Source organism: Flavobacterium flabelliforme, assembly GCF_017948675.1.
GTDB classification, from domain to species: Bacteria; Bacteroidota; Bacteroidia; order Flavobacteriales; family Flavobacteriaceae; genus Flavobacterium; species Flavobacterium pygoscelis.
In genome coordinates, this window is sequence record NZ_JAGFBU010000001.1 from 516,233 (window position 1) to 541,784 (window position 25,552).

27 protein-coding genes are annotated in these 25,552 nt (G+C 32.2%); 17 read left to right on the top strand and 10 right to left on the bottom strand.

Translation table 11 applies throughout. The features are described from left to right. Window positions 1–36: 36 nt before the first annotated feature. The 7 genes from J3S90_RS02205 to groL all read left to right on the top strand — a co-directional run bounded on the left by J3S90_RS02205 (window position 37) and on the right by groL (window position 5,682). Complete coding sequence (locus tag J3S90_RS02205) at window positions 37–408, top strand: GxxExxY protein (protein WP_210644447.1); 372 nt, start codon at window positions 37–39, stop codon at window positions 406–408. 70 nt (window positions 409–478) lie between these two features. Continuing rightward, complete coding sequence (locus tag J3S90_RS02210) at window positions 479–1,735, top strand: sigma-54 interaction domain-containing protein (RefSeq protein WP_188048738.1); 1,257 nt, start codon at window positions 479–481, stop codon at window positions 1,733–1,735. 61 nt (window positions 1,736–1,796) lie between these two features. Further along, entirely contained in the window at window positions 1,797–2,300 is a 504-nt protein-coding gene (locus J3S90_RS02215) for an LptE family protein (RefSeq protein WP_188048739.1), read from the top strand. A gap of 60 nt (window positions 2,301–2,360) precedes the next feature. Then, window positions 2,361–3,221: a tetratricopeptide repeat protein gene (locus J3S90_RS02220; RefSeq protein ID WP_210644449.1), complete on the top strand. Its 861-nt coding sequence runs from the start codon at window positions 2,361–2,363 to the stop codon at window positions 3,219–3,221. A gap of 3 nt (window positions 3,222–3,224) precedes the next feature. Continuing rightward, complete coding sequence (gene secG / locus J3S90_RS02225) at window positions 3,225–3,554, top strand: preprotein translocase subunit SecG (RefSeq protein WP_188048741.1); 330 nt, start codon at window positions 3,225–3,227, stop codon at window positions 3,552–3,554. Between the two features lie 139 nt (window positions 3,555–3,693). Then, window positions 3,694–3,969, top strand: a complete 276-nt coding sequence (locus J3S90_RS02230) for a co-chaperone GroES (protein WP_007137725.1) — start codon at window positions 3,694–3,696, stop codon at window positions 3,967–3,969. An 84-nt stretch (window positions 3,970–4,053) separates the two neighbouring features. Continuing rightward, a complete protein-coding gene (groL, locus tag J3S90_RS02235; RefSeq protein ID WP_210644451.1) occupies window positions 4,054–5,682 on the top strand; it encodes a chaperonin GroEL in 1,629 nt (542 codons plus the stop codon). Between the two features lie 152 nt (window positions 5,683–5,834). On the opposite strand, the gene J3S90_RS02240 is transcribed toward groL, so the two are convergent. The 8 genes from J3S90_RS02240 to xrtF form a co-directional block, all read right to left on the bottom strand. Continuing rightward, complete coding sequence (locus J3S90_RS02240) at window positions 5,835–6,515, bottom strand: DedA family protein (protein ID WP_210644453.1); 681 nt, start codon at window positions 6,513–6,515, stop codon at window positions 5,835–5,837. 143 nt (window positions 6,516–6,658) lie between these two features. Continuing rightward, complete coding sequence (locus J3S90_RS02245) at window positions 6,659–7,000, bottom strand: heavy-metal-associated domain-containing protein (RefSeq protein ID WP_210644455.1); 342 nt, start codon at window positions 6,998–7,000, stop codon at window positions 6,659–6,661. Window positions 7,001–7,029: 29 nt separating this feature from the next. Further along, window positions 7,030–9,039, bottom strand: a complete 2,010-nt coding sequence (locus J3S90_RS02250; protein ID WP_210644457.1) for a TonB-dependent receptor plug domain-containing protein — start codon at window positions 9,037–9,039, stop codon at window positions 7,030–7,032. A gap of 77 nt (window positions 9,040–9,116) precedes the next feature. Next, window positions 9,117–9,518: an HYC_CC_PP family protein gene (locus J3S90_RS02255; protein WP_188048747.1), complete on the bottom strand. Its 402-nt coding sequence runs from the start codon at window positions 9,516–9,518 to the stop codon at window positions 9,117–9,119. Window positions 9,519–9,570: 52 nt separating this feature from the next. Continuing rightward, window positions 9,571–10,926, bottom strand: a complete 1,356-nt coding sequence (locus tag J3S90_RS02260) for an MBL fold metallo-hydrolase (protein WP_210644459.1) — start codon at window positions 10,924–10,926, stop codon at window positions 9,571–9,573. 39 nt (window positions 10,927–10,965) lie between these two features. Next, a complete protein-coding gene (locus J3S90_RS02265) occupies window positions 10,966–11,796 on the bottom strand; it encodes a restriction endonuclease (RefSeq protein ID WP_210644461.1) in 831 nt (276 codons plus the stop codon). Between the two features lie 61 nt (window positions 11,797–11,857). Continuing rightward, the gene (locus J3S90_RS02270) at window positions 11,858–12,298 is read right to left on the bottom strand and encodes an exosortase F system-associated membrane protein (protein ID WP_210644464.1); all 441 of its coding nucleotides are present in this window, start codon (window positions 12,296–12,298) and stop codon (window positions 11,858–11,860) included. Next, window positions 12,288–12,824: an exosortase family protein XrtF gene (xrtF, locus tag J3S90_RS02275; protein ID WP_188048751.1), complete on the bottom strand. Its 537-nt coding sequence runs from the start codon at window positions 12,822–12,824 to the stop codon at window positions 12,288–12,290. The genes J3S90_RS02270 and xrtF overlap by 11 nt, the downstream gene beginning before the upstream one ends. A gap of 76 nt (window positions 12,825–12,900) precedes the next feature. Here xrtF and J3S90_RS02280 point away from each other — a divergent pair, with 76 nt between their 5' ends. From J3S90_RS02280 to rpe, 7 genes are all read left to right on the top strand, one after another. Beyond that, window positions 12,901–13,356, top strand: coding sequence for a GAF domain-containing protein (locus tag J3S90_RS02280; RefSeq protein WP_210644466.1), 456 nt, complete (start codon window positions 12,901–12,903; stop codon window positions 13,354–13,356). Window positions 13,357–13,384: 28 nt separating this feature from the next. Further along, window positions 13,385–14,344 carry an energy transducer TonB gene (locus J3S90_RS02285; RefSeq protein WP_210644468.1) on the top strand — a complete coding sequence of 320 codons (960 nt, stop codon included), beginning with the start codon at window positions 13,385–13,387 and terminating at the stop codon, window positions 14,342–14,344. A gap of 114 nt (window positions 14,345–14,458) precedes the next feature. Continuing rightward, on the top strand, window positions 14,459–14,725 hold the full coding sequence (gene rpsO, locus J3S90_RS02290) for a 30S ribosomal protein S15 (RefSeq protein WP_188048754.1): 267 nt from the start codon (window positions 14,459–14,461) through the stop codon (window positions 14,723–14,725). 239 nt (window positions 14,726–14,964) lie between these two features. After that, complete coding sequence (locus J3S90_RS02295) at window positions 14,965–17,106, top strand: polyribonucleotide nucleotidyltransferase (protein ID WP_188048755.1); 2,142 nt, start codon at window positions 14,965–14,967, stop codon at window positions 17,104–17,106. A gap of 114 nt (window positions 17,107–17,220) precedes the next feature. Further along, window positions 17,221–17,466, top strand: a complete 246-nt coding sequence (locus J3S90_RS02300) for a hypothetical protein (protein ID WP_210644470.1) — start codon at window positions 17,221–17,223, stop codon at window positions 17,464–17,466. A gap of 687 nt (window positions 17,467–18,153) precedes the next feature. Then, entirely contained in the window at window positions 18,154–19,017 is an 864-nt protein-coding gene (locus J3S90_RS02305; protein WP_007137700.1) for a sigma-70 family RNA polymerase sigma factor, read from the top strand. A 462-nt stretch (window positions 19,018–19,479) separates the two neighbouring features. After that, window positions 19,480–20,142, top strand: coding sequence for a ribulose-phosphate 3-epimerase (gene rpe, locus J3S90_RS02310; protein WP_188048756.1), 663 nt, complete (start codon window positions 19,480–19,482; stop codon window positions 20,140–20,142). Window positions 20,143–20,321: 179 nt separating this feature from the next. On the opposite strand, the gene J3S90_RS02315 is transcribed toward rpe, so the two are convergent. Together J3S90_RS02315 and J3S90_RS02320 are read right to left on the bottom strand one after the other, a co-directional pair. Next, window positions 20,322–21,866 carry an Rne/Rng family ribonuclease gene (locus J3S90_RS02315; RefSeq protein WP_188048757.1) on the bottom strand — a complete coding sequence of 515 codons (1,545 nt, stop codon included), beginning with the start codon at window positions 21,864–21,866 and terminating at the stop codon, window positions 20,322–20,324. 409 nt (window positions 21,867–22,275) lie between these two features. Next, window positions 22,276–22,596: an HU family DNA-binding protein gene (locus J3S90_RS02320; protein WP_262487700.1), complete on the bottom strand. Its 321-nt coding sequence runs from the start codon at window positions 22,594–22,596 to the stop codon at window positions 22,276–22,278. A 103-nt stretch (window positions 22,597–22,699) separates the two neighbouring features. On the opposite strand from J3S90_RS02320, the gene mutY reads away from it, so the two are divergent. Genes mutY through gldE form a run of 3 tightly spaced genes read left to right on the top strand, consistent with a single transcriptional unit; the run spans window position 22,700 to window position 25,546 of the window. Further along, window positions 22,700–23,740, top strand: a complete 1,041-nt coding sequence (mutY, locus tag J3S90_RS02325) for an A/G-specific adenine glycosylase (RefSeq protein ID WP_210644472.1) — start codon at window positions 22,700–22,702, stop codon at window positions 23,738–23,740. A gap of 46 nt (window positions 23,741–23,786) precedes the next feature. Then, window positions 23,787–24,227 (top strand): single-stranded DNA-binding protein, encoded by a 441-nt coding sequence (locus tag J3S90_RS02330; RefSeq protein ID WP_188048759.1) that lies wholly within the window; start codon window positions 23,787–23,789, stop codon window positions 24,225–24,227. A gap of 23 nt (window positions 24,228–24,250) precedes the next feature. Beyond that, a complete protein-coding gene (gldE, locus tag J3S90_RS02335) occupies window positions 24,251–25,546 on the top strand; it encodes a gliding motility-associated protein GldE (protein WP_210644474.1) in 1,296 nt (431 codons plus the stop codon). Window positions 25,547–25,552 lie beyond the last annotated feature (6 nt).

A 25,552-nucleotide genomic window follows, 5' to 3' on the forward strand; every position in this document is an offset into this window, starting at 1 on the left:
TGGGCATTAGTGTAAATCTTTAATAAATAATCTAATATGCAGTTGTACAAACAAGAAGAGTATTATAAAATTATAGGACTTTGCATGGAAGTACATCGTGTTTTAGGTGGCGGCCTTTTAGAAGCTGTTTATAAAGAAGCTTTAGAAATAGAATTTAAAAGCCATGACATCCCGTACGAAAGAGAGAAAGAATTTATTATAGACTACAAAGAACATCAACTATCAAAAAGGTTTTATGCAGACTTTGTAGTTTACGATACTATAATACTAGAAGTAAAAGCAATAAAAATAATAGTTGATGATAACATTGCGCAAACTCTAAACTATATGTCAATAACTAAAAGTGGACTTGGTATTATTGCTAATTTCAGTTTAAAATCATTACAACAAAAAAGATTAGTACTATAATTTAAAATTTGTGAAAATAATTTAAGTTTTAATAATTAGTGCTAATTAGTGAAATTCGTGGCTAAAATTTATGGAAACAGTTCAAAACATAAAACAAAGATTTGAGATTATTGGGAATGACCCAAAGCTTAATCGTGCGATAGAAAAAGCCATTCAGGTTGCTCCAACAGATATTACGGTATTAGTTGCAGGAGAAAGTGGTGTAGGTAAAGAAAACATTCCAAGAATCATACATTCTCTTTCACACAGAAAGCACGGAAAATATATCGCTGTAAACTGTGGTGCGATTCCGGAAGGAACTATTGACAGTGAACTTTTTGGACATGAAAAAGGTGCTTTTACTGGCGCTACAAATACCCGTGAAGGTTATTTTGAAGTAGCTGATGGAGGAACTATTTTCTTAGATGAAGTAGGTGAATTACCACTTACTACTCAAGTAAGACTATTACGTGTTCTAGAAAACGGAGAATTCATCAAAGTAGGATCTTCTCAAGTTCAAAAAACAAATGTCCGTATTGTAGCAGCTACGAATGTCAACTTATTCGACGCTATAGAAAAAGGGAAGTTTCGTGAGGATTTATATTATCGATTAAGTACCGTAGATATTGTTTTACCACCATTAAGGGAGCGAAAAGACGACATTCATCTATTGTTTAGAAAATTTGTTGCCGATTTTGCACATAAATATAAAATGCCTCCTTTAAAATTGGATGAAAACGCAATACCAGTATTACAAAAATTCCGCTGGAGTGGTAATATTAGACAATTGCGAAATGTTGCGGAACAAATCTCCGTTTTAGAAACCAACAGAGATATATCTGTAACTACATTGCAATCTTATTTACCAGAACAAGGAAGCAATTTGCCGTCTGTAATTAAGGACAAAAAGAGCGAAAACGATTTTAGTACAGAAAGAGAGATTTTATATAAAGTCCTTTTTGACATGAAAAGTGATTTGAATGATTTGAAAAAATTAACATTGGAACTCATTCAAAACGGAAGTTCTAAAGTGCAAGAAACCAATCAACATTTGATTAAAAAAATATACGGCTCAAAAGATAATGATAGTGAGATTGATTTTGAAGAAGAACCAAGATCTGCATTAATCACATCGCAAAACAATGATGATTTGTATCAAGAAAACGATGACAATTATCTTTTTGCTGAAACCATAGAGGAAGAAGAAACGTTACGATTGGAGCAAAAGGAAATTGAAATGATTAAAAAATCCCTTGAAAAAAACAAAGGAAAGAGAAAAGCGGCAGCAGATGAATTGGGGATTTCCGAAAGAACTTTATATCGAAAAATAAAGCAATTCGACTTGTAGTTAAAACTAAAAAAAATACTATTAAGAAGTAAATTAAATCACTTACTTTTATTAAACTAATATGAAAAAAATATATTTATTAGCGGCACTAATTATTCTTTTCGCTACCAACAGTTGTTCAGTATATAACTTTACAGGAACAGGGAAAATTGATGCAAAAACATTTCAAGTAGGCTTTTTTCAAAACAATGCGGAACTTATAGAACCTGGAATTGACAGAAGATTTACATTAGAACTTCAAGATTTAATCCAGAACCAGACTAATCTAAACTTAGTTAAAAACGGCGCTGATTTATCCTATGAAGGAGAAATAACGGATTATAGAATTAGTCCAATGACCGCAACAGCTGATCAAAGAGCAGCGCAAAACCGTTTGACTATTAGAGTAAATGTTCGTTTTACTAACAAGAAGAAAGAAACTGATGATTTTGAAAAACAGTTTACTTTTTTCTATGATTATCCTGCAGAACAACAATTAGCAGGATCAACATTAAACTCCGCTTTAAAAGATATTTTTGAAAGAATTACACAGGATATTTTTAATGAATCCTTAGCCAAATGGTAGTAAATCATTGGTTTTAGATTTCAATTAAACAAAAAAACAACACTCAAATTATTATCTTGCATGAATGTAACTGAATTTATTTATTTGATCAACAAACCTGATGCAATCAATGAAAAGCAAACAGAGGCTTTGGAAAAGGTAATAGATGAGTTTCCTTATTTCCAAAGTGCTAGAGCGGTTTATCTGAAAGGTTTATACAGTCAAAATAGTTTTAAATATAATGCTGCTTTAAAAAGAACAGCGTCACATTCAACAGACAGAGCTGTCTTATTTGATTTTATCACATCCGATACTTTTAGTTCGATTGATAAAACATCAAATGTGATAAAAGTAATTGAAACCTTTGATGTTCCGAATCAAGATATAAAATTTTTAAAAGTAGAACAAAAACAAGAAGAAGTCGATTTAAAATCTAATACAATAGAAGAATCGATTTTAACTACTACACAAGATGTCCTATCTGTTGCTACTATTGAACCTACAGAAACAATTGAAGAAAAATTAGCTATTGGTCAACCTCTAGATTTCTCCAAAAAAGAACAACATTCTTTCCAAGAATGGTTACAACTTTCTCGCTCGCAACCTATAAAAAGGGAATCTGAAGAGACTATAGCGGAACCTATAATTTTAGAAGATGCAGATAAAAGAAAAAAAACAGAACTGATTGATAAATTTATAGAAACCAGTCCTAAAATCTCACCTGTAAAACACGGAGTGCCTTCTTCTATCAATCTCAATGTAAATTCTCAGGACAATTCTTATTTGATGACAGAGACTTTAGCTAGAGTTTACTTAGAACAAAAAAAATATCAAAAAGCGATTCAAGCATATGAAATATTAATTTTGAAATATCCAGAAAAAAGTAGTTTCTTTGCAGACCGCATATCGGATATTAAGATTTTACAACATAACAATAATTAAACAATGAGCACATTTTCAATTTTTTTAGTTTTAATAACTATAGTTTGTTTTCTATTAATCGTAGTTATAATGGTTCAAAACCCTAAAGGTGGTGGATTATCTTCTACTTTAGGCGGTTCTCAAATGATGGGAGGAGTACAAAAAACAACGGACTTTTTAGATAAAAGTACTTGGACATTAGCAACAATTTTAATTGCGCTAATACTTCTTTCTACCTTAAGTTTTACTGGATCATTGAGCGATAACGATTCTAAAATCATTGATACTAAAACAAGTACAGCTCCTGTAGCTCCTGTTCAAAATACACCTGCTGTACCTAATCCAGCAAAATAAAAATACTTTACCTATTTTTAAAATGCCAGCTTGTCAAAGCTGGCATTTTTTATAAGAAAATGTGTCAGTTTATACAGGATGGCATAATTTCTGAAATCCTATAAGCATTCATAAAAACAATAAAATAAAATATAAAATCATGGCTTTAAACATCAAACCACTTTCAGACAGAGTTCTTATCGAACCAGTTGCGGCTGAAACAAAAACTGCGTCAGGGATTTTTATTCCAGATACAGCCAAAGAAAAACCACAAAAAGGAACTGTTGTTGCCGTTGGAAATGGTACAAAAGAACATACAATGACTGTGAAAATCGGAGATTCTGTACTTTACGGAAAATACGCTGGAACTGAATTAAAATTAGAAGGAAAAGATTATTTGATTATGCGTGAGGATGATATCCTTGCGATTATCTAAATCCCCCTAACCCCCGAAGGGGGAATTCTTGAGTTTTTAGAAACTTGAAACCTTAAACTTGAAACAAAATTTAACATAACAGAAATGGCAAAAGATATAAAATTTGATATTGAAGCACGTGACGGATTAAAACGTGGTGTTGACGCATTAGCAAATGCAGTTAAAGTAACTCTTGGACCAAAAGGTCGTAATGTAATTATTGGAAAATCTTTTGGTGGACCAAATGTTACGAAAGATGGTGTTACTGTTGCAAAAGAAATTGAATTGAAAGATCCATTGGAAAATATGGGTGCTCAAATGGTTAAAGAAGTAGCGTCTAAAACTAATGATTTAGCTGGAGACGGAACTACAACTGCTACCGTTTTGGCGCAAGCAATCGTAAAAGAAGGTTTGAAAAACGTTGCAGCTGGAGCGAATCCTATGGACTTGAAACGCGGTATTGACAAAGCTGTTGAAGCTATTGTTGCTGACTTAGCGAAACAAGCTAAAGTGGTAGGAAGTGATTCTGAGAAAATCAAACAAATTGCTTCTATTTCTGCTAATAATGACGAAGTAATTGGTGAATTAATCGCTACTGCTTTCGCAAAAGTAGGAAAAGAAGGTGTTATCACGGTGGAAGAAGCTAAAGGAACTGACACTTACGTGGATGTTGTCGAAGGAATGCAATTTGACAGAGGATATCTTTCTCCTTATTTTGTTACTAATTCAGAAAAGATGGAAGTAGAACTAGAAAGTCCTTACATCCTTTTGTATGACAAAAAAGTATCTTCACTAAAAGAATTATTACCAGTACTTGAGCCAGTTGCTCAATCTGGAAAACCACTATTAATTATTGCTGAAGATGTTGATGGTGAAGCATTATCTACATTAGTTGTAAATAAATTACGTGGAGCCTTGAAAATCGCTGCTGTAAAAGCACCTGGTTTTGGAGACAGAAGAAAAGCAATGCTAGAAGATATCGCTATCTTAACAGGAGGAACTGTTATCTCTGAAGAAAGAGGATATACGTTAGAAAATACAACTTTAGAGATGTTAGGAACTGCTAAGAAAGTAACTATCGATAAAGACAATACTACAATTGTAAGTGGTGCTGGTGAAGCTGACATGATCAAAAATCGTGTGAACCAAATTAAAGGTCAAATGGAAGCTACAACTTCTGATTATGACAAAGAAAAATTGCAAGAACGTTTAGCTAAATTAGCTGGTGGAGTTGCTGTTCTTTATGTTGGTGCTGCTTCTGAAGTAGAAATGAAAGAGAAAAAAGATAGAGTTGATGATGCACTTCACGCAACTCGTGCTGCAGTTGAAGAAGGAATCGTTGCTGGTGGTGGTGTAGCACTTTTGAGAGCTAAAAATGTATTAAGTACTTTGAAAGCTGATAATGCTGACGAAGCTACAGGAATCCAAATCGTATCTCGTGCCGTACAATCTCCTTTGAGAACTATCGTTGAAAATGCAGGTCTTGAAGGTTCTGTTGTGGTTGCAAAAGTTGCTGAAGGAACTGGCGACTTTGGATACAATGCCAAAACTGACGAATATGTTGATATGCTGAAAGCAGGGATTATTGATCCTAAAAAAGTAACTCGTGTAGCCTTAGAAAATGCAGCTTCGGTTGCGGGAATGATATTGACTACTGAATGTGCTTTGATCGATATTAAAGAAGAAAATGGTGGCGGAAACCCAATGGGTGGTGGTATGCCAGGAATGATGTAATATCTATCCAAAAAAAATAAAAATCCGTTTACCAAAAGTAAACGGATTTTTTATTTAATAGCAATAATTATAAATTATGGCAATGACAAACTATATTTTTAATAGAGACAAAAAAAAATCCGAAAATTAAATTTTCGGATTTTTTATATAGGCTATTCTTTATCAGCTGGTCTTTTCTTTAATAACTTGATCAATACTGGAAAAGTAGAAATCAAGACAATGATAATAATAATATATTCGATGTGGTGTTTTAAATCAATGCCTTGCTTTAAGAAAATACCGTAAAGATAATGACCTGCAAAAATTAAGATAAAAGACCATAAGAATGAACTTAATATATTAAAGAATATAAACTTCTTTTTATCCATCGATACAATTCCTGCTATAATAGGAGCAAACGTTCTAAATATTGGTAAAAAACGGGCGAAAATAATAGCTTTACCACCATATTTTTCAAAGAAATCCTTTGATTGAAGTAGGTATTTTTTCTTAAACCAAAAAGTATCTTCTTTCTTAAATAAGTAATAGCCGCTTTTAGCACCAAACCAATATCCAACCATATTTCCTAAAATACCCATTGCTGTGACTGAAAGTGAAAGCAAAAGGACATTCATAAAATCATTAGGAATATGAATAACATTGGCCATTAACTCGCCGCTATAAATTCCAGCTAGAAAAAGTAAACTATCTCCTGGAAGAAAAAAACCTGCAAAAAGTCCTGTTTCAGCAAAAACTATGAATAAAACAATGTACAAGCCTATTTGAACTCCACCAATACTCAATGTAATATAAAACTCTGGGTTGATCAATTGAGTCCAGTCAAAATTATTCATAAATGTCTTTTTTTGTTAACGTGTATAAGTTCGTGAAAGTAATAATAATTTATATCATCAACAATTTAAAACTCCACTTTAAAGTTTAATTAACTTAATTAAATTAAAGAAAAATCAAATGCTAATCCCCATGTAATTTAAAACTAATTTCTTTCATATAAGCAGCAATGATGTAGGCTTTCATAATCTTCGGCTGTAGCCTTTACGTCATCTGTATCGTGTCCTACTTTTGCAATTGCTTTTTTTACAGCTAACGGAGTTGTTTTTTCTTCGTTAATTATCAAATTAAGTTGATGTGTTGCAACATCCCATGAAGCCGATTTTACTCCAGGCACCGTATATGCCGCTTTTTGAATGCGCTTTTGACATTGTTCGCAATTCCCATTTACCTCTGTAACATATTTTGCATTTTTATTCTTTTTTTCTTGTGCTTGAGTTACAAACCCAACTAAAAAAAATAAAAGAACTATACTTAAATTTTTCATTTTTTCTATTTTATTTTATTTTAAACTAATTATTTTATTTTAAATCGCAATCCTGCATAATACATTTGTCCAAAAACAGGTGCATAAACAATTGACGCATCAAAATTGGGACCAAAAGGATTCTCACTTCCCAGAATTGCTTTATCTTGTTTGTAATTTGCAATATTTTCTCCTCCAACATACATTTCGAAAGTAGAAGAAAAAGTTCTAGTAATTTGAGCATTCATCACAGAATAAGATTTTGAAAATTCCGGCAATCTATCATTTACTGGATTTGACATCGTATTAGGTAATTGTTGCTGACCAATCCAATTGAAAGTGTAATCAAATTTCCATTGTTTCCCTTTCTCACCAATGTGTGTTGCATATTCTAAATTACCAAAAAACCTGTGTTTTGCTTGTAAAGGATTTTGGTACTTTCCAGAAAGATAATCTGTGTTTACATCATAAAATTTATAAGCAGATCGCAAATTGAAATGTTGCGCCAATTCATAATTAAATTCGAACTGCATTGTATTGGCAATGGATTTTCCTTTCAAGTTATAAATCAAAACTTGTTGTGGACTTTGCATCAAATCGACAACCGCTTGATTTTGAAAATCAGTTCTATAAAAATCAAAACCAACATCGGCACTTTTGCCAAAGAGCGAGAACTTTTGAGCAAAACTTATTCCATAATTCCACGCAATTTCTGGATTTAATCCATAAATTTTTCCATTTGAATCTAAAATATCAAAAGTTCTAGAACTCGCAAATAACTGTTGATTTTCTGCAAAAATATCAGCAGAGCGTTTTCCTCTTCCTGCTGAAAATCGCAAAACTGCCTTATCCCAAGGATTATACCTCGCGTGTAATCGTGGTGTTACGAAAGTTCCGAGACGGTTGTGATTGTCGATTCTACTACCTAAAATCAAACTAAAATTATCTGCATTGTCATAAGTATATTCAAAAAAAGCACCTATAGAAGTATCTGCTCTACTGTAGTCATTGATATTTACAAATTCTTGGTATTTGTCGTAAGTAAAATTCAAACCTGTAGCAAATTTATTCATCGTATTGCTGATAATCGAGTTAAAAATCAAGTTCGAATAATAGCTGCTTTGTTTAATATTATATTGGTTTAAACCAAAATAAGAATTTTGATCATGGATATTAAATGCATTTTGAAAACCAATACTTTGATAAGGCATGTCTTTAAAAACATAACCTGTTTTTGTAGAAATATCCAAACGTTCTGTATTAATTTCTGAACCCCAAAAATTAGTTGTCCCTTTGTCTTTATTGGGATTAAAATCTAATTGTCCTGTTTGTTTTTTATCATTCATGTATCTGAAATTGATAAAACTAACTAAACCTTTTTCTTCATCATAATACTGATATCTGTTGAGAACATTAATTTGTTTTGCCAACGGATTATCCAAAAAGCCATCTTTGTTTTTATCCATTTTAGAAACTCTTGCATTGCCATGCAAAAACAAGCTACTACTCCATTTATCGGAGAGTTTAGTGTTAAAATGGGTATTTAATTCAAAACGAGAATCGGTAGAACCGTAAGCATTTAAGAAAAATGGAATATCATTAATCGGCTTAATTAACTCCGTATTTATTTGGCCCGAAATACTCTCGTAACCATTCACTACGCTTCCTGCTCCTTTAGTGATTTGAATACTCTCTACCCAAGTCCCTGGTGTAAATGACAAACCATAGGCTTGAGAAGCACCTCGAACAGAAGGGACATTTTCTTCGGTTATCATCAAATACGGACTAGTTAGTCCAAGCATTTTGATTTGTTTTGTTCCTGTCAAAGCATCTGTAAAATTGACATCAATTGATGGATTTGTTTCAAAACTTTCTGCCAGGTTACAACAAGCTGCTTTAAGTAATTCTTTGCTGGTAATTATAGTGGTGTTTCCTGTAACCGTATAAGATTTTTGAATTCCTTTTTGCTTTTTTGTTATTTTTACTTCTTTCAAATTCTCTTGAGAAAACATAGGAATCGAAAGAAAAACAGCAATCAGAAGTATTGCTTTTTTATTCATTATAAATTTATTTAATGTTTATAAAAAGTAGAATCAAACCACAAAAAAGTGATCTGACTTTATAAAAAACATTAAAATCAAGCGTAAAAAATATATTGGCTGTACAATTTAAAGAGTGGTGGCGCATTTGCCTCGCAAAAATAAGAAGTGACTTCAATACTTTTAAGATTTTCAATCGAAAAAAAAGAAATGGTTTGTACTTGCTTAATAACAAAATAATAAGGAGCAGAAAAAGAAAACACTTTAAGAATTGTGTTATCTGATTTTTTTTGAAAGTTGACTACTTTATCTTTACAACAACTGTCTTTTTTAGTTACTGTTTTTTCGCAACACCCTTTTTCAATTTTTTGAGGAGCAATTCTATTTACCGAAATAGAGGCAATTTCGTCTCCACAGTAATGCACATTAAAAGCCATCCCTACATTGGAAACCAATAGTAGAAATGCTAAAATTATACTAGTGCATCTTTTTAAATTCATGTTGCAAAATTAGACAATAAACACAGCATTAAAATCAAAATAGTGTTAAAACTTATAATTCGAATTCCTGACCAATTAATGGAATTTTACAATTAAAACCATATTTTTCTTGAATTTTAATACGTAGTTCATCCGCTGGCTGATTTTCTCCGTGAACTAAAAATACTTTAGTAGGTTTATTTTGTAGATCCGATAACCAATTCACTAAATCATTTTGATCACCATGAGCTGAAAGACCTCCTATTTCTACAATTTTTGCATTTACAGGATAGTATTTTCCAAAAAACTTAATTTCTTTTGCTCCATCTAACATTTTTCGGCCACGAGTTCCTTCAGCTTGATAACCAACCATAATTATAGTTGTTTCTGGCTGCACAATATAATGCTCTAAATAACTCAAAACTCGACCTCCAGTAATCATTCCGCTAGCAGCAATAACTACTTTTGGGCGACTATCCAAAATTATCTCGTTTGTTTCCTTGTGTTCAGAAACTAATAGAAACATTTTACTCACTTTATCACATTCCTCAACCGATAATTTATGCCATTTTGGGTTTTCTCGAAATATATTTAAGGCATTAATTCCCATTGGTGTATCAATAATATAGGGCACATTAGGAATTCTTTTCTCTTGTTTTAATTGCCATAACAAATACATAATAGTTTGAGCTCGTTCTACGGCAAAACTCGGAATAATAACCGTTCCACCACTATTAATTGTATGATTCACATACTTTTCGAGCTCTGATTTAATATCTAAATGTGGATGCAACCTATTGCCATAAGTGCTTTCTAAAAAAACATAATCAGCCTTTTTAGGTTTAGTCGGCGGAAACATTAAAACATCATCATTTCTTCCAATATCGCCAGAGAAAACCAAAGTTTTATCTTCTAAGGTTATGGCAATTGTGCAGGCTCCTAAAATATGTCCTGCAGTAGTAAAAACAGCTTGAATTGAATCATTTAAAGAAACAGCTTCACCAATGGAAACCACACTGAAAAGAGGAAAAACTTTTTCCGCTTGTTCTACTGTATAAAGAGGCTCAGCAATTTCGTGTTTAGAATACTTTCCTTGATTGGCTTTATTAGCTTCTTCTTCTTGAATTTTAGCACTGTCAAGCAGAATTAATTTTGTAATTTCTTTAGTTGGACCAGTACAATAAATTTTCCCATTAAAACCTTGGCTTACTAATCTTGGCAACCAGCCACAATGATCTAAATGACCATGAGTCAAGAGTACATAGTCTATCGTAGAAGGCAAAACTGGCAATGGATCCCAATTCATTTCTCTTAGCGGTTTAATTCCCTGAAACAATCCGCAATCAATCAAAATACGCACTCCATTACTTTCAACTAATGTTTTAGAACCAGTTACAGTTCCCGCTCCTCCTATAAATTTAACTTTCATCTTTATTGCTTTTTTAAAATTAATTAAAACCTCTATTCTTTAATTACATTCGCACAGCTCAGCAGCTTCTTTTAAAACATTTTTTATACGATTGGAACTGATTCCTATTTTTTCTAAAGCAGTAGTGTTGTTTACTATTTCTTTAACTAAAATCACATCCATTACCAATAGTTTGTCTTTTTCAGCAAGAGTCAATGTTGTCAAACAAGTAATTGGATACAGTGCATTATCATCATTTTTGGTCTTTAAATTATCTTTTGAAGGATAATCCCAACTCAACAAATTGATTCCTGAACATTTCGCAAAATCCATTGCGTCCTTAGTAAAGCGATTATTGGTAACAATCCAACATTTTGAAATTACATCTTCTTGTGTAAAAACAGGATGTTTTCTTTCCTTTAAATCATTAAATCGTGATAAAATATACATAGGAACTTTTACATCTGAAGCTGCTTCTCTACCCATATGAAATTTACACTCTACCATTGCTATAACTTCATTTTTCTTAATAAGCACATCTACTTCATGAGAAACACACTTACCTGATAAAGTTAAATTAGTAATTACGTTATATCCTTCTGATGCAAATAGACGAGCAGTATATTTTTCGAAGAAAAAGCCAGCAGGACCCAATAAACGAATAGCTTCTCTAAGATTATAACGAGCTGCATGAGAATTAGCTGTTTTTTTTAACAATGCAAATGCCATTTTGTAAATCTTTTTTGTTGAAATACCTTCGTAAATTTCGTTTTGAATTCGCTTCATAATTCCATCTACAACTGCTAAACTTGCTCCAGACTTTAGTAATGAACTTTTCAGTTTAACAGGATTAAACTCGACGATAAGACCCGAATGTTTTACTATCTTCATGCTTTAATAATTTTAATACCAACTCAATAATATTAAATAAAGATACGCATTAAAAGCTGCTCTATCTTTGTTTTTGATAATAAAATCCTGCAACAAATAGCAATAAAAAAAGAGGCTGAATTAAGAACCTTCGGATATAAAAGAGTATCCAATTATAATTTCCAACAGCAAAAAACACTATATAAATAAAGATACAAATAAAAAGAAGGAAGAGAAAACAATACAAAGCAGCGGCAAATTTCAGGAGTGAAATTTCCTTAAAGACTACATAAATAATACAAAGAGAAAAAAAAGTGTTTAGTGAATATCTGAAAAACAACCCTGTAATTAGAGGAAAGAACTTAACAGCTGGCAAAGACAAATTAGCAAAGTCTTTCTTGAAAAAATCTAAAAAAGGATCATAGAATAATTCATTTTCAAAGGCACGAATTAGAACCAAAAAAAGAACCAGAAAAAGAAGTTGCAATATGATAAGTTTATTACTTACTATTTTACGAAACATATTTTGAAAATTTACGCACCCAGATTAACCATAATAAAAAAACAACACTATAAATAAATAATGGAAAAAGAACTTCATGCAATATCACTTCTTGTTTTGGAAAATAAAACAGTAATACAGTTAATGCAGCTATTCTAAAAACATTTAATAGATAAATAATTATACTTCCGCAAAAAATAAAGAGAAGAGTTGGTGTTAATTTGCTTGAAAAAGCTACTACAAATGAAACAAACAAAATTATAATACTAATTGCATTACAACCCTCTACGATGCGGGCAATATATTCCTTATGAAAAAATAATTTCATGTAGGATCCTGTATCGCTCTCTACTACCGAAACTTCTTCACCAAAAAATAGCAAAATCTGTTCTGTATTCTTACTCACAAACTTTGTAACAGCATCCGTTTTATTCTTTTCTAAACTGCCTAAATATTGCTGATAAATAAAAGTAAGAATGAAATAAGTTAAAAAAAAACTAGCCAAAAAAATTAAGAAAGGTTTATACTGAATAAAATATTTTTTCAAAATCTATATATTTTTAAACAAATTAATTTATTTTTTGAAATTACTTTAAATACTTTTACAAAATAAAAACAAAACGATGACATTTCAAGAACTACAACCAAAAGTAACTCAAATAACTTTGAATACTAGCCTTTCTCGTGATGAAAAGCTTTTAACAATTTGTCAACTACTTAGCGATTCTATTTCCCACTACAACTGGGTAGGGTTTTATTTTGCTAATCATGAAACTCAAACATTACATTTGGGCCCGTATGTGGGAGCAGAAACAGATCACACTGTCATTCCGTTCGGAAAAGGAATTTGTGGACAAGTAGCAGTATCTAACAATAATTTTGTAGTTCCAGATGTTGCTGCTCAAGACAATTATATTGCTTGTAGTTTTACCGTAAAATCCGAAATCGTGGTTCCATTATTTGTAAATGGAGAAAACATAGGACAAATTGATATTGACAGCCATGTAATTGATCCTTTTACAGAGGAAGACGAGCGTTTTTTAGAATTTGTAAATTTAGAAATTGCAAAGCTTTATTAAACTAAATTACACTTATTCGTTATCTTAAATGAAAATAAAATTATATACAATTATTGCAATATTAGTTACGTTTTTTTCCTATTCTCAGGCCAACAAACCTATTAGTCGGATGATTTTTCTGGATTCATTAGACACTGAAACATCACAAGGGGAACATTTATACTCTAGAATTATTAAAAATTATTTTTCTGACAGAACAAGTTACGAATTTACAGAATATTATAAATCTGGAAACATAAAAAGCACTGGAATCAGTAAAAATAAAGACTATTTAGAGATAGACGGGACTTATATTACCTATTTTGAAAACGGGAAAAAAGAATCTATTTCAAATTATAAAAATAAAAAAACAACTGGTAAGTCTTTCAATTATTACGACACCGGAAATATTCAATCAGAAATTGAATATCTAGAGAACGAAGACGAATTCGCAGTAAACTACAAAGTGTTACAAGCATGGAATAAAGAAAACCAACAAGTGATATTTGATGGCAATGGCAAATTCGAATCATTTGAAAATGAGCATTACATTGTTAATGGCATAATTGCAAACGGACTTAGAGAAGGGAAATGGGAAGGATACAATAAATCCAACACTATAAAATTTATCGAAAATTATGCAAAAGGAAAATTAATTTCTGGTATCACTACAGATTCTAACGGTATCGAAATACCTTATACGTTATTATTTGAAAAAGCAAAACCAGAAAAAGGATTAAAACATTTTTACGATTATGTACGTTATAACTTTGTAAGACCAAATGAAACCGAATGGCAGAATACCTCTGGAAAAATACACTTAACATTTACCATAGAAAAAAATGCTACCGTAAATAACATCGCTATAATAAAAGGAATAAACGAAAAATTAGATCAGGAAGCAATACGAACAATACAAACCTATAATAAATGGTTGCCCGGATATTCTAGAGGACTGCCAGTAAGAGTTCAATATCGCATTCCAATTACATTACCATCAAATAAATAGTTTATCACAGAAAACAAATGAATTGTATTTGTCAATTCAAAATTTTATATTACTTTTGCAACCGTCTTACAATAGCTGTATGACATACATAAAAATCATTAAACAAATATTGGAATGTATTTAACTAAAGAGATTAAAGAAGAAATCTTCGCTAAACACGGAGAAAAAACAAACACTGGAAAATCAGAAGCTCAAATAGCTTTGTTCACGTATAGAATTACCCACTTAACGGAGCACTTGAAAAAAAATCGTCACGATTATAATACAGAGCGTTCATTAGTATTGTTAGTAGGTAAAAGAAGATCTTTGTTGGATTACTTGAAAAAGACTGAAATCAACAGATACCGTGAAATTATCAAAGTATTGAATATCAGAAAATAATCAATAAAAAAGAGGTGCGAAAGTGCCTCTTTTTTATTTTACAATTTAGAGTTTAAAAATTCTACTTCAGTCCTGACACAAAAGGGATTAGAATTAAAACTTCTCCAAAAAATGATTACTACCATAAAGTAATCGACAATAAAAAAAGTTTGGTTTTTCATTGGGTTTTAGGCATTAACTACGCAAAACAACAACTACAACACAACTAAAACCCATGTTTAACTAAAAAAATTAAATTTATGATTCCACAATTATTTGTAGAAACTATCGATTTAGGTGATGGCAGAAACATCACAATCGAAACAGGTCGATTAGCAAAACAAGCGGACGGTTCTGTAGTAGTAAGAATTGGAAAAACTGTAATTTTAGGTACAGTGGTTTCCTCAAGAAAAGCAAGTCCTGGTATCGACTTTTTACCATTAACGGTAGATTACCGCGAAAAATTTGCTGCAGCAGGTCGTTTTCCAGGAGGTTTCTTCAAAAGAGAAGCACGCCCAAGCGATAGTGAAGTATTAACAATGCGTTTAGTTGACCGTGTATTGCGTCCACTTTTCCCAGATGATTATCATGCAGAAGTGCAAGTTATGATTCAGTTAATGTCTTATGACGAAGATATTATGCCAGATGCATTAGCAGGTTTAGCAGCTTCGGCAGCACTTGCTCTATCTGACATTCCTTTCGAAACTTTAATTTCTGAAGCTAGAGTTGGTCGTATTGATGGAAAATTCATCATTAACCCATCTCGTGCTCAATTAGCATTATCAGATATTGATATGATGATTGGAGCTTCTATGGATTCTATCGCAATGGTAGAAGGAGAAATGAAAGAAATTTCAGAAGCAGAAATGCTTGAAGCAATCAAATTTGCACACGAACACATCAAAAACCAAATTGCTGCACAATTGCGTTTGCAAGCTGCTTTTGGAAAAAAAGAAGTTCGTACCTACGAAGGAGAAAGAGAAGACGAAGCTATTTATGCGAAAGTAAAAGCAGCATCTTATGATAAAATTTATGCTATTGCAAGCAAAGGTTCATCTAAACAAGAACGTACTGCAGCATTTGAAGAAGTAAAAGAAGAAGTAAAAACTTTATTTACTGAAGAAGAATTAGCAGAAAACGGAGATTTAGTTTCTAAATACTTCAAAAAAACAAACAAAGAAGCAGTTCGTAACGTAACCTTAGATTTAGGAACACGTTTAGACGGAAGAAAAACTACTGAGATCAGAGATATTTGGTGTGAAGTAGATTATTTACCATCAGTTCACGGATCTGCATTATTTACTCGTGGAGAAACGCAAGCATTGGCAACAGCAACTTTAGGAACCTCTAGAGAAGCAAACCAAATTGATTCTCCATCAGAACAAGGGGAAGAAAAATTCTACTTGCACTATAACTTCCCTCCTTTCTCAACTGGTGAAGCTCGTCCTTTAAGAGGAACTTCAAGAAGAGAAGTTGGTCACGGAAATTTAGCGCAAAGAGCCTTAAAAAATATGATTCCTGCTGATTGTCCTTACACTATTCGTGTGGTTTCTGAAGTTTTAGAATCGAATGGTTCTTCTTCTATGGCGACAGTTTGTGCTGGAACATTATCATTAATGGATGCTGGTATTCAAATGATTCGTCCTGTTTCTGGAATTGCAATGGGATTAATTACCGACGGAGATCGTTATGCTGTATTGTCTGATATTTTAGGTGATGAAGATCATTTAGGAGACATGGACTTTAAAGTAACTGGAACTTCTGAAGGAATTACAGCTTGTCAGATGGACATCAAAATTGACGGTTTGAAATACGAGATTATGGAAGCGGCGCTGGCTCAAGCTAGAGATGGTCGTTTGCATATCCTTGGAAAATTAATCGAAACTTTAGCAGCTCCAAAAGCAGATGTTAAAGCGTATGCTCCAAAAATCATTACAAGAAGAATTCCTAATGCATTCATTGGTGCCTTAATCGGACCTGGTGGAAAAGTAATTCAAGAATTACAAAAAGCTACTGGAACTACAATTGTTATTAATGAAGATCCTATTACTGAAGAAGGAGTTATTGAAATCTTAGGTACTGATCCTGCTGGAATTGAAGCAGTATTAGCTAAAATTAAGTCAATCACTTTCAAACCTCAAATGAATGAGTCTTACGAAGTGAAAGTAATTAAAATGCTAGATTTTGGTGCAGTTGTAGAATATACATCCGCTCCAGGAAACGAAGTTTTATTACACGTATCTGAGTTAGCTTGGGAACGTACAGAAAATGTTGCTGATGTAGTAAACATGGGCGATATTTTTGAAGTGAAATACTTAGGTATGGATCCAAAAACTAGAAAAGAAAAAGTGTCAAGAAAAGCACTTTTACCAAGACCTCCACGTGAGGAAAGAAAAGAGTAATCAGATCTTAAGTTTACTAAAGGTTTATTTATAGAAAACCCCAATTCATTTAGTTGAATTGGGGTTTTCGTTTTAATCAAGAAATATTATGTTTGATTACTACAATAAAAAAGCATGTTCTCTAAAGAATTCAAAAAAGCATTGCAAGAACTACCAAGTGCCGAGAAAGATAAATTAATCTTTAGACTTATAAAAATAGATCTGGACCTTGCTAATAGATTGTATTTTGAACTTGTAGACATCGAAACTATTGAAGAAAAAAGAGCAACTTTCGAATTGTTATTGAGTAAAAAAATTAAACAAATCACAAACCGTTTTTACTCAATAGTTTTTTTTTATTACAAAATATACGATATGTAAGTGGTGACATTACAGAATGTATAAAAAATAAATAAAGATAAATATGGCGAGATAAGTCTTAATCTAAAAATGCTGAATGAACTATTACAATTAAACAACAACAAAAATGAAAAAACAGATATGCAAAACCATATACTTTTTGCATTTACGTTATTGCAAGAGCATTTAAAATTATGATTTTAATGAAAGCTATTGATGAAGATTATTTAATTGAATTCAGAAATTATCTTGCAAGATTGGGAAAATTCATTTCTAATAACACGTTCTTAATACGAACCGCAATTAATAATAGTCTTGATATAAACTAGTTATTTAATGGCGAAATACCAAAAAACATTGCAGTGTATCACAAAGAAATAAGAAACAATGCTTTCTAAAATAGAGCTTATTTAATTCATTCTGAATTTGCTTCTATTAGAAACCTCTGAGAAAATGTTAGTTTTACGAATTATTAATTTAAAAAATCTTTTAAGCAATAAACTGCATTAGGGATAGCAGCAATTGTTTGAGCTCTTATTGTGAAGTAAAGCGGAACAATAAAGCGAGTGCGAATAGCCCGACCGCAGGGAATGCCACAATTTAAATTCAGTATGTATGTAATTTAAAAAATCTTTTCAAATTATTGTAACTTTTTTGTAACTCGCTACGTATAACTATTTGTACACTTAAAACTGAGGAGACAAAAACATGAGACAACTTAAAATCACCAAGCAGGTAACGAATCGTGAAACTGCATCATTAGACAAATATTTACAAGAAATTGGAAAAGTTGATCTTATTACAGCAGACGAGGAAGTAGAATTGGCTCAAAAAATTAAGGCTGGGGATCAAAAAGCCCTAGAAAAATTGACAAAAGCTAATTTACGTTTCGTTGTTTCGGTGGCTAAACAATACCAAAATCAAGGATTAACTCTTCCTGATTTAATTAACGAAGGAAACTTAGGATTGATTAAAGCAGCACAACGTTTTGATGAGACACGTGGTTTCAAATTCATTTCGTATGCAGTTTGGTGGATTCGTCAATCGATTCTTCAAGCTCTTGCTGAACAATCTCGTATCGTTCGTTTGCCTTTGAACAAAATTGGTTCTATCAATAAAATCAACAAAATGTACGCTTTATTAGAGCAATCTAATGAACGTCCACCATCTGCTGAGGAAATTGCAAAAGAACTAGACATGACCGTGAATGATGTAAAAGAGTCTATGAAAAACTCTGGTCGTCACTTATCAATGGATGCACCTCTTGTAGAAGGAGAAGATTCTAACCTTTATGACGTTTTACGTTCGGGTGAATCTCCAAATCCAGATAGAGAATTAATACACGAATCATTACGTACTGAAATTGAGCGTTCATTGGAGACATTAACTCCAAGAGAAGCTGATGTTGTACGCTTGTACTTTGGTTTAGGCGATCAACACCCAATGACTCTTGAAGAAATTGGAGAAACTTTTGACCTAACTCGTGAGCGTGTGCGTCAGATTAAAGAAAAAGCAATTCGCAGATTAAAACACACTTCAAGAAGTAAAATCCTTAAAACTTATTTAGGATAAAATATAAATTCCACTTATAGGAATTGAACAGTAAACAACAGTTTGATTGACTGTTCGTTTTTTGATTGATGATTGAAACTCCGGCTGATTACCGGAGTTTTGCTTTTTCAGCAAAAATCCGGTCTGTTCGCAAAAGCTCGGGTTTCCGGAGTTTTGCTTTTTTATCCCCCTAACCCCCAAAGGGGGAATTATAAAAATACTGCTTTTAGACATTGCAATTGATTTGGGCGTGTCCCTTCGTAAAACTTCGGGCCGGGCTTTTCGTTACAATCTTTTTTATTTTATTGTGCTACGCTACATAAAATAAAAAAGGATTTCCACTTCACTCCCTCACGCAAAACGGAATTAAAAACTCACCAATTGTCTTCATAAAAAAACTTTCGCAATCATATTAAATAAACTAATTTTGCAGAAACTACAACATAATAGTCTAAACCAGATTTAGATTAAACAACAACACAAATGAAAAATACACTTATTGCACCCTCAGTATTAGCAGCTGATTTTGGAAATTTACAACGCGACATCGAAATGATTAACAATTCGGAAGCGGATTGGTTTCATATTGATATTATGGATGGTGTTTTTGTTCCTAATATCTCTTACGGAATGCCCGTTTTAGAAGCAATTACAAAGCACGCAAAAAAAACAGTAGACGTTCACTTAATGATTATCGATCCTGATCGTTACATCAAAACATTTGCTGAATTAGGCGCCAATATACTTAGCGTACATTATGAAGCCTGTACCCACTTGCATAGAACTTTACAAGCTATAAAAGCTGAAGGGATGAAAGCTGGAGTAGCAATTAATCCACATACTAATATTGATTTATTAGAAGATGTAATAAATGATATTGACTTGGTTTGTGTCATGAGTGTAAATCCAGGTTTTGGAGGTCAATCTTTTATAGAGAACACTTACGCAAAAGTTAAAAAGCTAAAAGCATTAATTAATAGAACGGGAGCTACAACACTAATAGAAGTTGACGGTGGCGTTACGAACAAAAATGCAAAACAACTTGTTGAAGCTGGAGCAGATGTTCTAGTTGCTGGAAGTTTTGTTTTTAAAGCTGAAAATCCAGTACAAACCATACACGATTTAAAGAAACTAACTACTTTCTAGAAAATGGCGCCTTTAGCGCCATTTTTTATTTATAATAGTTTCCTATATAATTCAAAGTTCCCGGCTCTGTTACTAACTAATACAAAGCTTCCAGCCTTCAAAAGGCTAGAAGCTTTATAAAAAAAAGATAACAAAAAGCCACAAAAAAACCGCCAATCTTTCGAAAGGCGGTTTTTATTTTAATCTATGACAGCATTTTCTTTTTTGTCATAGAAATGATATTCTAAATACGTGTAAGCATCACGAGGTATGATTTTCACCCACTTTTTATGTTCAAGAAACCATTTTGAACGTAATGATGGAAAACCTTTGGTAAGGTATGCAGCCACAAATGGATGTACATTAAGCACAACATCTTTGTGGTTTTTTAATACTCTTTCTAGATCAAAAGTAATCTTGTCAATGATTTGTATTGGCGCTTCAATCTCGCCACTTTCATTATTAGGATCTTCCTCTCTAGTTTTAATATTTACTTCTGGTCTTACTCTTTGTCTAGTAATTTGAACTAATCCAAATTTGCTTGGAGGTAAGATCTTGTGTTTTGCTTTATCATCGCTCATTTCCTCTTTCAAGAAATCGAACAAGACTTTACGATTTTCGGGATTAGACATATCAATAAAATCAATGACTATGATTCCGCCCATATCACGTAGACGCAATTGTCTAGCGATTTCGGCAGCAGCAATCATATTGACTTCCATGGCGGTATCTTCTTGGTTGGTGGCCTTATTAGAACGGTTTCCGCTGTTCACGTCGATAACATGTAACGCTTCAGTATGTTCAATAATAAGATATGCTCCTTTACTCATGGATACTGTTTTTCCAAAAGAAGTTTTGATTTGTCTCTCTATGTTATATTTCTCAAAAATTGGAGTGTCCTTAGATTGATAAAACTTAACGATTGATTGTTTGGATGGTGCAATTTCTTGCAAATAATCCTTTGTTTGGTTGTACAACTCTTCATCATCAATTTGAATACCACTAAAGGTATCATTAAACACATCTCTTAGTATTGAAGAAGCTCTGTTGAGTTCTCCTAATACTTTGGACGGATGATGAGCAGTTGGTAATTTTTTACACATTGCAGTCCATCTGCTGAGCAGGTTCTGCAAATCTTTTTCTAATTCGGCTGTATTTTTGCCTTCGGCTACTGTGCGAACAATAACACCAAATCCTTTTGGTTTGATGGATTGTACTAATCGTTTCAAGCGTTCTTTTTCTTTTTTGTCTTCTATTTTTTGTGAAATAGAAACGCGGTCAGAAAATGGAACTAAAACTATAAATCTTCCGGCTAGAGAAAGCTCAGCGCTAATTCTCGGTCCTTTGGTAGATATAGGTTCTTTGACAACTTGTACTAAAACAGATTGATTGGCACTCAATACATCAGTAATGGTACCATCTTTGTCTATTTCTTTTTCAAACTGAAAGGTTTTTAGGGAGAAATCTTTTAATTTACCTGCGCTTACAAGTTTTATGAATTTCAGTTGGGAAGCTAAATTAGGACCTAAATCATGATAATGTAAAAAGGCGTCTTTTTCGAAGCCAACATTTACAAAAGCTGCATTAAGTCCAGCAACTGGCTTCCTTATTTTGGCAATAAAAATATCACCAACCTGGAAGTTGCTTTCTTCTTCTTCTTTGTGTAATTCAATTAGTTTTCCATCTTTTAATAAGGCAAAATCTACGGCTTCAGAACTCGATCGGATGATTAATTCTTTATTCACACTGTAAATTTTTATCCGAACTTTTAGCAAAAAGTTTAAAATTTTAGTCTCAAACCAAGGCTTAAGAACTTATATCTTAAAACTCATAACTGAATTGTAAGGATGGATTAAACAATATTTTAACAGGTATTGTACCCGGGGAAACTTATAGATTTTAGATTCTCGATTTCTGATTCTTGATTTCTGATTTTAATAAAATCTGAAGTCTACAATCGTTAATCTTAATTCTTAAATCATTCCGTTTCGATTTCAATGAACTTTTAAAAAGAAAAAAGTAGTTATAAACTACTTTTTCTTTTTGTGACGGTTAGCTCTCGCTCTTTTTTTACGTTTGTGAGTTGCTACCTTATGTCTCTTTCTTTTTTTACCACTTGGCATATCGTATCGATTTTATGATTAATTAATATTATTATTTTGCTTCGTTATTTATCTTAACTCCTTCTACAAAAACTTTTGCAGGTTTAAATGCAGGGATATTGTGAGCAGGAATTTTTATTGTTGTATTTTTTGAGATATTTCTACCTGTCTTTTCAGCTCTAGTTTTTACAATAAAACTTCCAAAACCTCTTAAGTATACATTGTCACCAGTCTCTAATGAATTTTTTACTTCATTCATAAAAGTCTCTACAGTTGCCTGAACATCTCCCTTTTCAAGACCTAGTTTCTCTGAAATTTTTGCTACGATATCTGCTTTCGTCATTTTCTTTCCTATTATATTATGTTGTACTATTTTTTTGAGGTTGCAAATATATGAATTTAAAAAACAATTAATCAACCTAATTCATTAAATTTTAATCACATAAACTTTTACTTTTGCAGTCTAATATTTAAACATGAATTTTTCTAACTTATTGATAAAATGGTACTTACAAAATAAACGTGATTTACCTTGGCGAAACACCACAGATCCCTACCCTATTTGGCTCTCGGAAATCATGTTACAACAGACCCGAGTTGCGCAAGGAACACCTTATTTTTTATCTTTTACAACCGCTTTTCCAACCATTTTTGATCTCGCCGCAGCAAGTGAAGAACAAGTACTTAAACTTTGGCAAGGTTTAGGATACTATTCTAGAGCTCGAAATTTACATAAAACCGCTCAATATATAGCTTCTGATTTAAACGGTATATTTCCTGATAACTATAATGACTTACTAAAACTAAAAGGAATTGGAGAATATACAGCCGCCGCAATTGCTTCTTTTTCTCATAATGAAGTGGTACCTGTTGTTGACGGAAACGTTTTTCGAGTATTATCTCGTTATTTTGATGTAGAAACTGATATTGCGCAGGCTTCCGCCAAAAAAGAGTTTACTGCTTTGGCTTTTGAATTAATACCTAAAGACAATCCTGCTATTTTCAATCAAGCAATAATGGAATTTGGCGCTTTGCAATGCGTTCCTAAAAGTCCTAATTGCAGTATTTGTATTTTTAACGAAAGTTGTGCCGCTTTACAAAAGAAGAAAGTAGACCAATTGCCCGTAAAGTCTAAAAAAATAAAAGTTAGAAACCGATACTTTAATTATATAGTAGCATCAGATGAGAACCAAAACACGATCATACAAAAACGAACTGATAAAGGAATTTGGCACAACTTATATGAATTTCCATTATTAGAAACAGAAAAAGAGGAAGATTTTAGTTTTGTTTCAGAACAAATACAAAACGAATATTTTAAAGAAAATAAGATTTCGAGTATCTTAGAAAACAACGACAAAAGTATTGTACATAAACTATCACACCAGTATTTGCATATTAAGTTTTGGAAAGTCAATATAAAAGGTGCTATTAAGGAAGGAATAGATCAAGACACATTAAGGTCATTTCCCTTCCCGATTGTGATTCATAATTTTATTGAAAAGGAATTAAATTAAATATTTCTAAAAAAATGTATCTTTGGTATAAATACCACAATCTACGATGAACGGAACATTAAATAAGGTTATGCTAATTGGTTTTCTTGGCGATGACATCAAAATGCACTATTTTGATGGAGGAAACTGCATTGGTAGATTTCAACTCGCCACGAACGAAGTCTATATAAACAAAACCACAAACGAAAAAATCACCTCTACAGAGTGGCACAACTTAGTTGTACGAAATAAAGCCGCTGAACTTTGTGAAAAATATCTTTCCAAAGGAGACAAAATATACGTCGAAGGCCGAATCAAATCGCGCCAATGGCAAGCTGAAGACGGAAGTACAAAACACACCAGCGAAATTCAAGTGACCGAATTTACTTTTCTAACAACCAAAAAAGATAGCGAAAGTAACAAACAATTTCCTGCAACAGATATTGCAAAAAACACTAATTTTGCCTCAGAAAAAAATGACTTGCCTATAAACGACTTGCCATTTTGATTGTTTAACTAATCTTTACTAATTTGGACCCAGAGCCCAGTTTGTCTTTTATTAACACTATCGACACCCATTTAATATTGGGTCTTTTAGCGATAGTTGTTTTGTTATTTTTCTCCGCATTAATTTCCGGTGCAGGAGTAGCATTATTATCTCTTTCTCAAAAAGAAGTTGATTGTTTATCTCAAGAAAATAATTCTAAGGGGAAAATTATTGCTAAACTTTTAGAAAAACCAAAAAAATTATTAGCAACTCTTATGATTGCCAATAACTTTCTTAATATCTCTATAATTTTATTTTTTGCATTTATTGGAGAAAATATTTTTGAGGCAATTTCCAATCCGTTTTTAAAGTTAACCGTCGAAATAATTATAATTGCATTTTTAATTTTACTTTTTGCAGAAGTATTACCAAAAGTTTATGCAAGTAGAAATCACGTGAAATTTGCTAAAAATATTGTATTTCCAATTGCTTTTTTAGATAAATTATTATCGCCAATCAGCTTACCATTACGTGCATTCACTATTTATTTGCACAACAAATTAGGCAAACAGAAAACAAATTTTTCTGTCGATCAATTGTCTCAAGCACTAGAAATGACAACCTCTGAGGACACTTCTTCTGAGGAACAAAAAATTCTAGAAGGAATAGTTAGCTTTGGAAACACAGATACAAAACAAGTGATGAGTCCTAGAATTGACATCTTTGCATTGGAAATCACAGAACCATTTATTGAAATTTGTCCTAAAATTATTGAAAAAGGATTCTCTAGAATTCCTGTATATCGCGACAACATCGATCAAATAGAAGGTGTTCTTTATGTTAAGGATTTATTACCACATATAAATACAAACGAATACGACTGGAAATTATTATTAAGAGAACCGTTTTTTGTGCCTGAAAATAAAAAACTAGACAACTTATTAAAAGATTTTCAAAGTATGAAAAGCCATCTCGCCATTGTTGTAGATGAATATGGCGGTACTTCTGGACTTGTTTCGCTAGAAGATGTTATCGAAGAAATTGTAGGTGATATTAGCGATGAGTTTGATGACGAACACATTAACTTTTCTCAAATTGATGACAAAAATTATCTATTTGAAGGAAAAATAAATTTGAAAGATTTTTACAGAATTATTGATGTCGATGAAGAATTATTCGAAAATAAAAAAGGAGAAGCAGAAACATTAGCCGGATTTATTCTTGAAATTTTAGGAAATTTTCCAAAGAAAAATCAAAAAATAGCTTTTGAAAACTGTCTATTTACAGTAGAAACAGTAGATCAAAAAAGGGTAAAACAGATAAAAGTGACTCTAGAATAAATCTTT

Bases quoted from the DNA above. Each gene is read 5' to 3' on its own strand.
- J3S90_RS02205 (WP_210644447.1), top strand. From the start codon at position 37: ATGCAGTTGTACAAACAAGAAGAGTATTATAAAATTATAGGACTTTGC.
- J3S90_RS02210 (WP_188048738.1), top strand. From the start codon at position 479: ATGGAAACAGTTCAAAACATAAAACAAAGATTTGAGATTATTGGGAAT.
- J3S90_RS02215 (WP_188048739.1), top strand. From the start codon at position 1,797: ATGAAAAAAATATATTTATTAGCGGCACTAATTATTCTTTTCGCTACC.
- J3S90_RS02220 (WP_210644449.1), top strand. From the start codon at position 2,361: ATGAATGTAACTGAATTTATTTATTTGATCAACAAACCTGATGCAATC.
- secG (WP_188048741.1), top strand. From the start codon at position 3,225: ATGAGCACATTTTCAATTTTTTTAGTTTTAATAACTATAGTTTGTTTT.
- J3S90_RS02230 (WP_007137725.1), top strand. From the start codon at position 3,694: ATGGCTTTAAACATCAAACCACTTTCAGACAGAGTTCTTATCGAACCA.
- groL (WP_210644451.1), top strand. From the start codon at position 4,054: ATGGCAAAAGATATAAAATTTGATATTGAAGCACGTGACGGATTAAAA.
- J3S90_RS02240 (WP_210644453.1), bottom strand. From the start codon at position 6,515: ATGAATAATTTTGACTGGACTCAATTGATCAACCCAGAGTTTTATATT.
- J3S90_RS02245 (WP_210644455.1), bottom strand. From the start codon at position 7,000: ATGAAAAATTTAAGTATAGTTCTTTTATTTTTTTTAGTTGGGTTTGTA.
- J3S90_RS02250 (WP_210644457.1), bottom strand. From the start codon at position 9,039: ATGAATAAAAAAGCAATACTTCTGATTGCTGTTTTTCTTTCGATTCCT.
- J3S90_RS02255 (WP_188048747.1), bottom strand. From the start codon at position 9,518: ATGAATTTAAAAAGATGCACTAGTATAATTTTAGCATTTCTACTATTG.
- J3S90_RS02260 (WP_210644459.1), bottom strand. From the start codon at position 10,926: ATGAAAGTTAAATTTATAGGAGGAGCGGGAACTGTAACTGGTTCTAAA.
- J3S90_RS02265 (WP_210644461.1), bottom strand. From the start codon at position 11,796: ATGAAGATAGTAAAACATTCGGGTCTTATCGTCGAGTTTAATCCTGTT.
- J3S90_RS02270 (WP_210644464.1), bottom strand. From the start codon at position 12,298: ATGTTTCGTAAAATAGTAAGTAATAAACTTATCATATTGCAACTTCTT.
- J3S90_RS02280 (WP_210644466.1), top strand. From the start codon at position 12,901: ATGACATTTCAAGAACTACAACCAAAAGTAACTCAAATAACTTTGAAT.
- J3S90_RS02285 (WP_210644468.1), top strand. From the start codon at position 13,385: ATGAAAATAAAATTATATACAATTATTGCAATATTAGTTACGTTTTTT.
- rpsO (WP_188048754.1), top strand. From the start codon at position 14,459: ATGTATTTAACTAAAGAGATTAAAGAAGAAATCTTCGCTAAACACGGA.
- J3S90_RS02295 (WP_188048755.1), top strand. From the start codon at position 14,965: ATGATTCCACAATTATTTGTAGAAACTATCGATTTAGGTGATGGCAGA.
- J3S90_RS02300 (WP_210644470.1), top strand. From the start codon at position 17,221: ATGTTCTCTAAAGAATTCAAAAAAGCATTGCAAGAACTACCAAGTGCC.
- J3S90_RS02305 (WP_007137700.1), top strand. From the start codon at position 18,154: ATGAGACAACTTAAAATCACCAAGCAGGTAACGAATCGTGAAACTGCA.
- rpe (WP_188048756.1), top strand. From the start codon at position 19,480: ATGAAAAATACACTTATTGCACCCTCAGTATTAGCAGCTGATTTTGGA.
- mutY (WP_210644472.1), top strand. From the start codon at position 22,700: ATGAATTTTTCTAACTTATTGATAAAATGGTACTTACAAAATAAACGT.
- J3S90_RS02330 (WP_188048759.1), top strand. From the start codon at position 23,787: ATGAACGGAACATTAAATAAGGTTATGCTAATTGGTTTTCTTGGCGAT.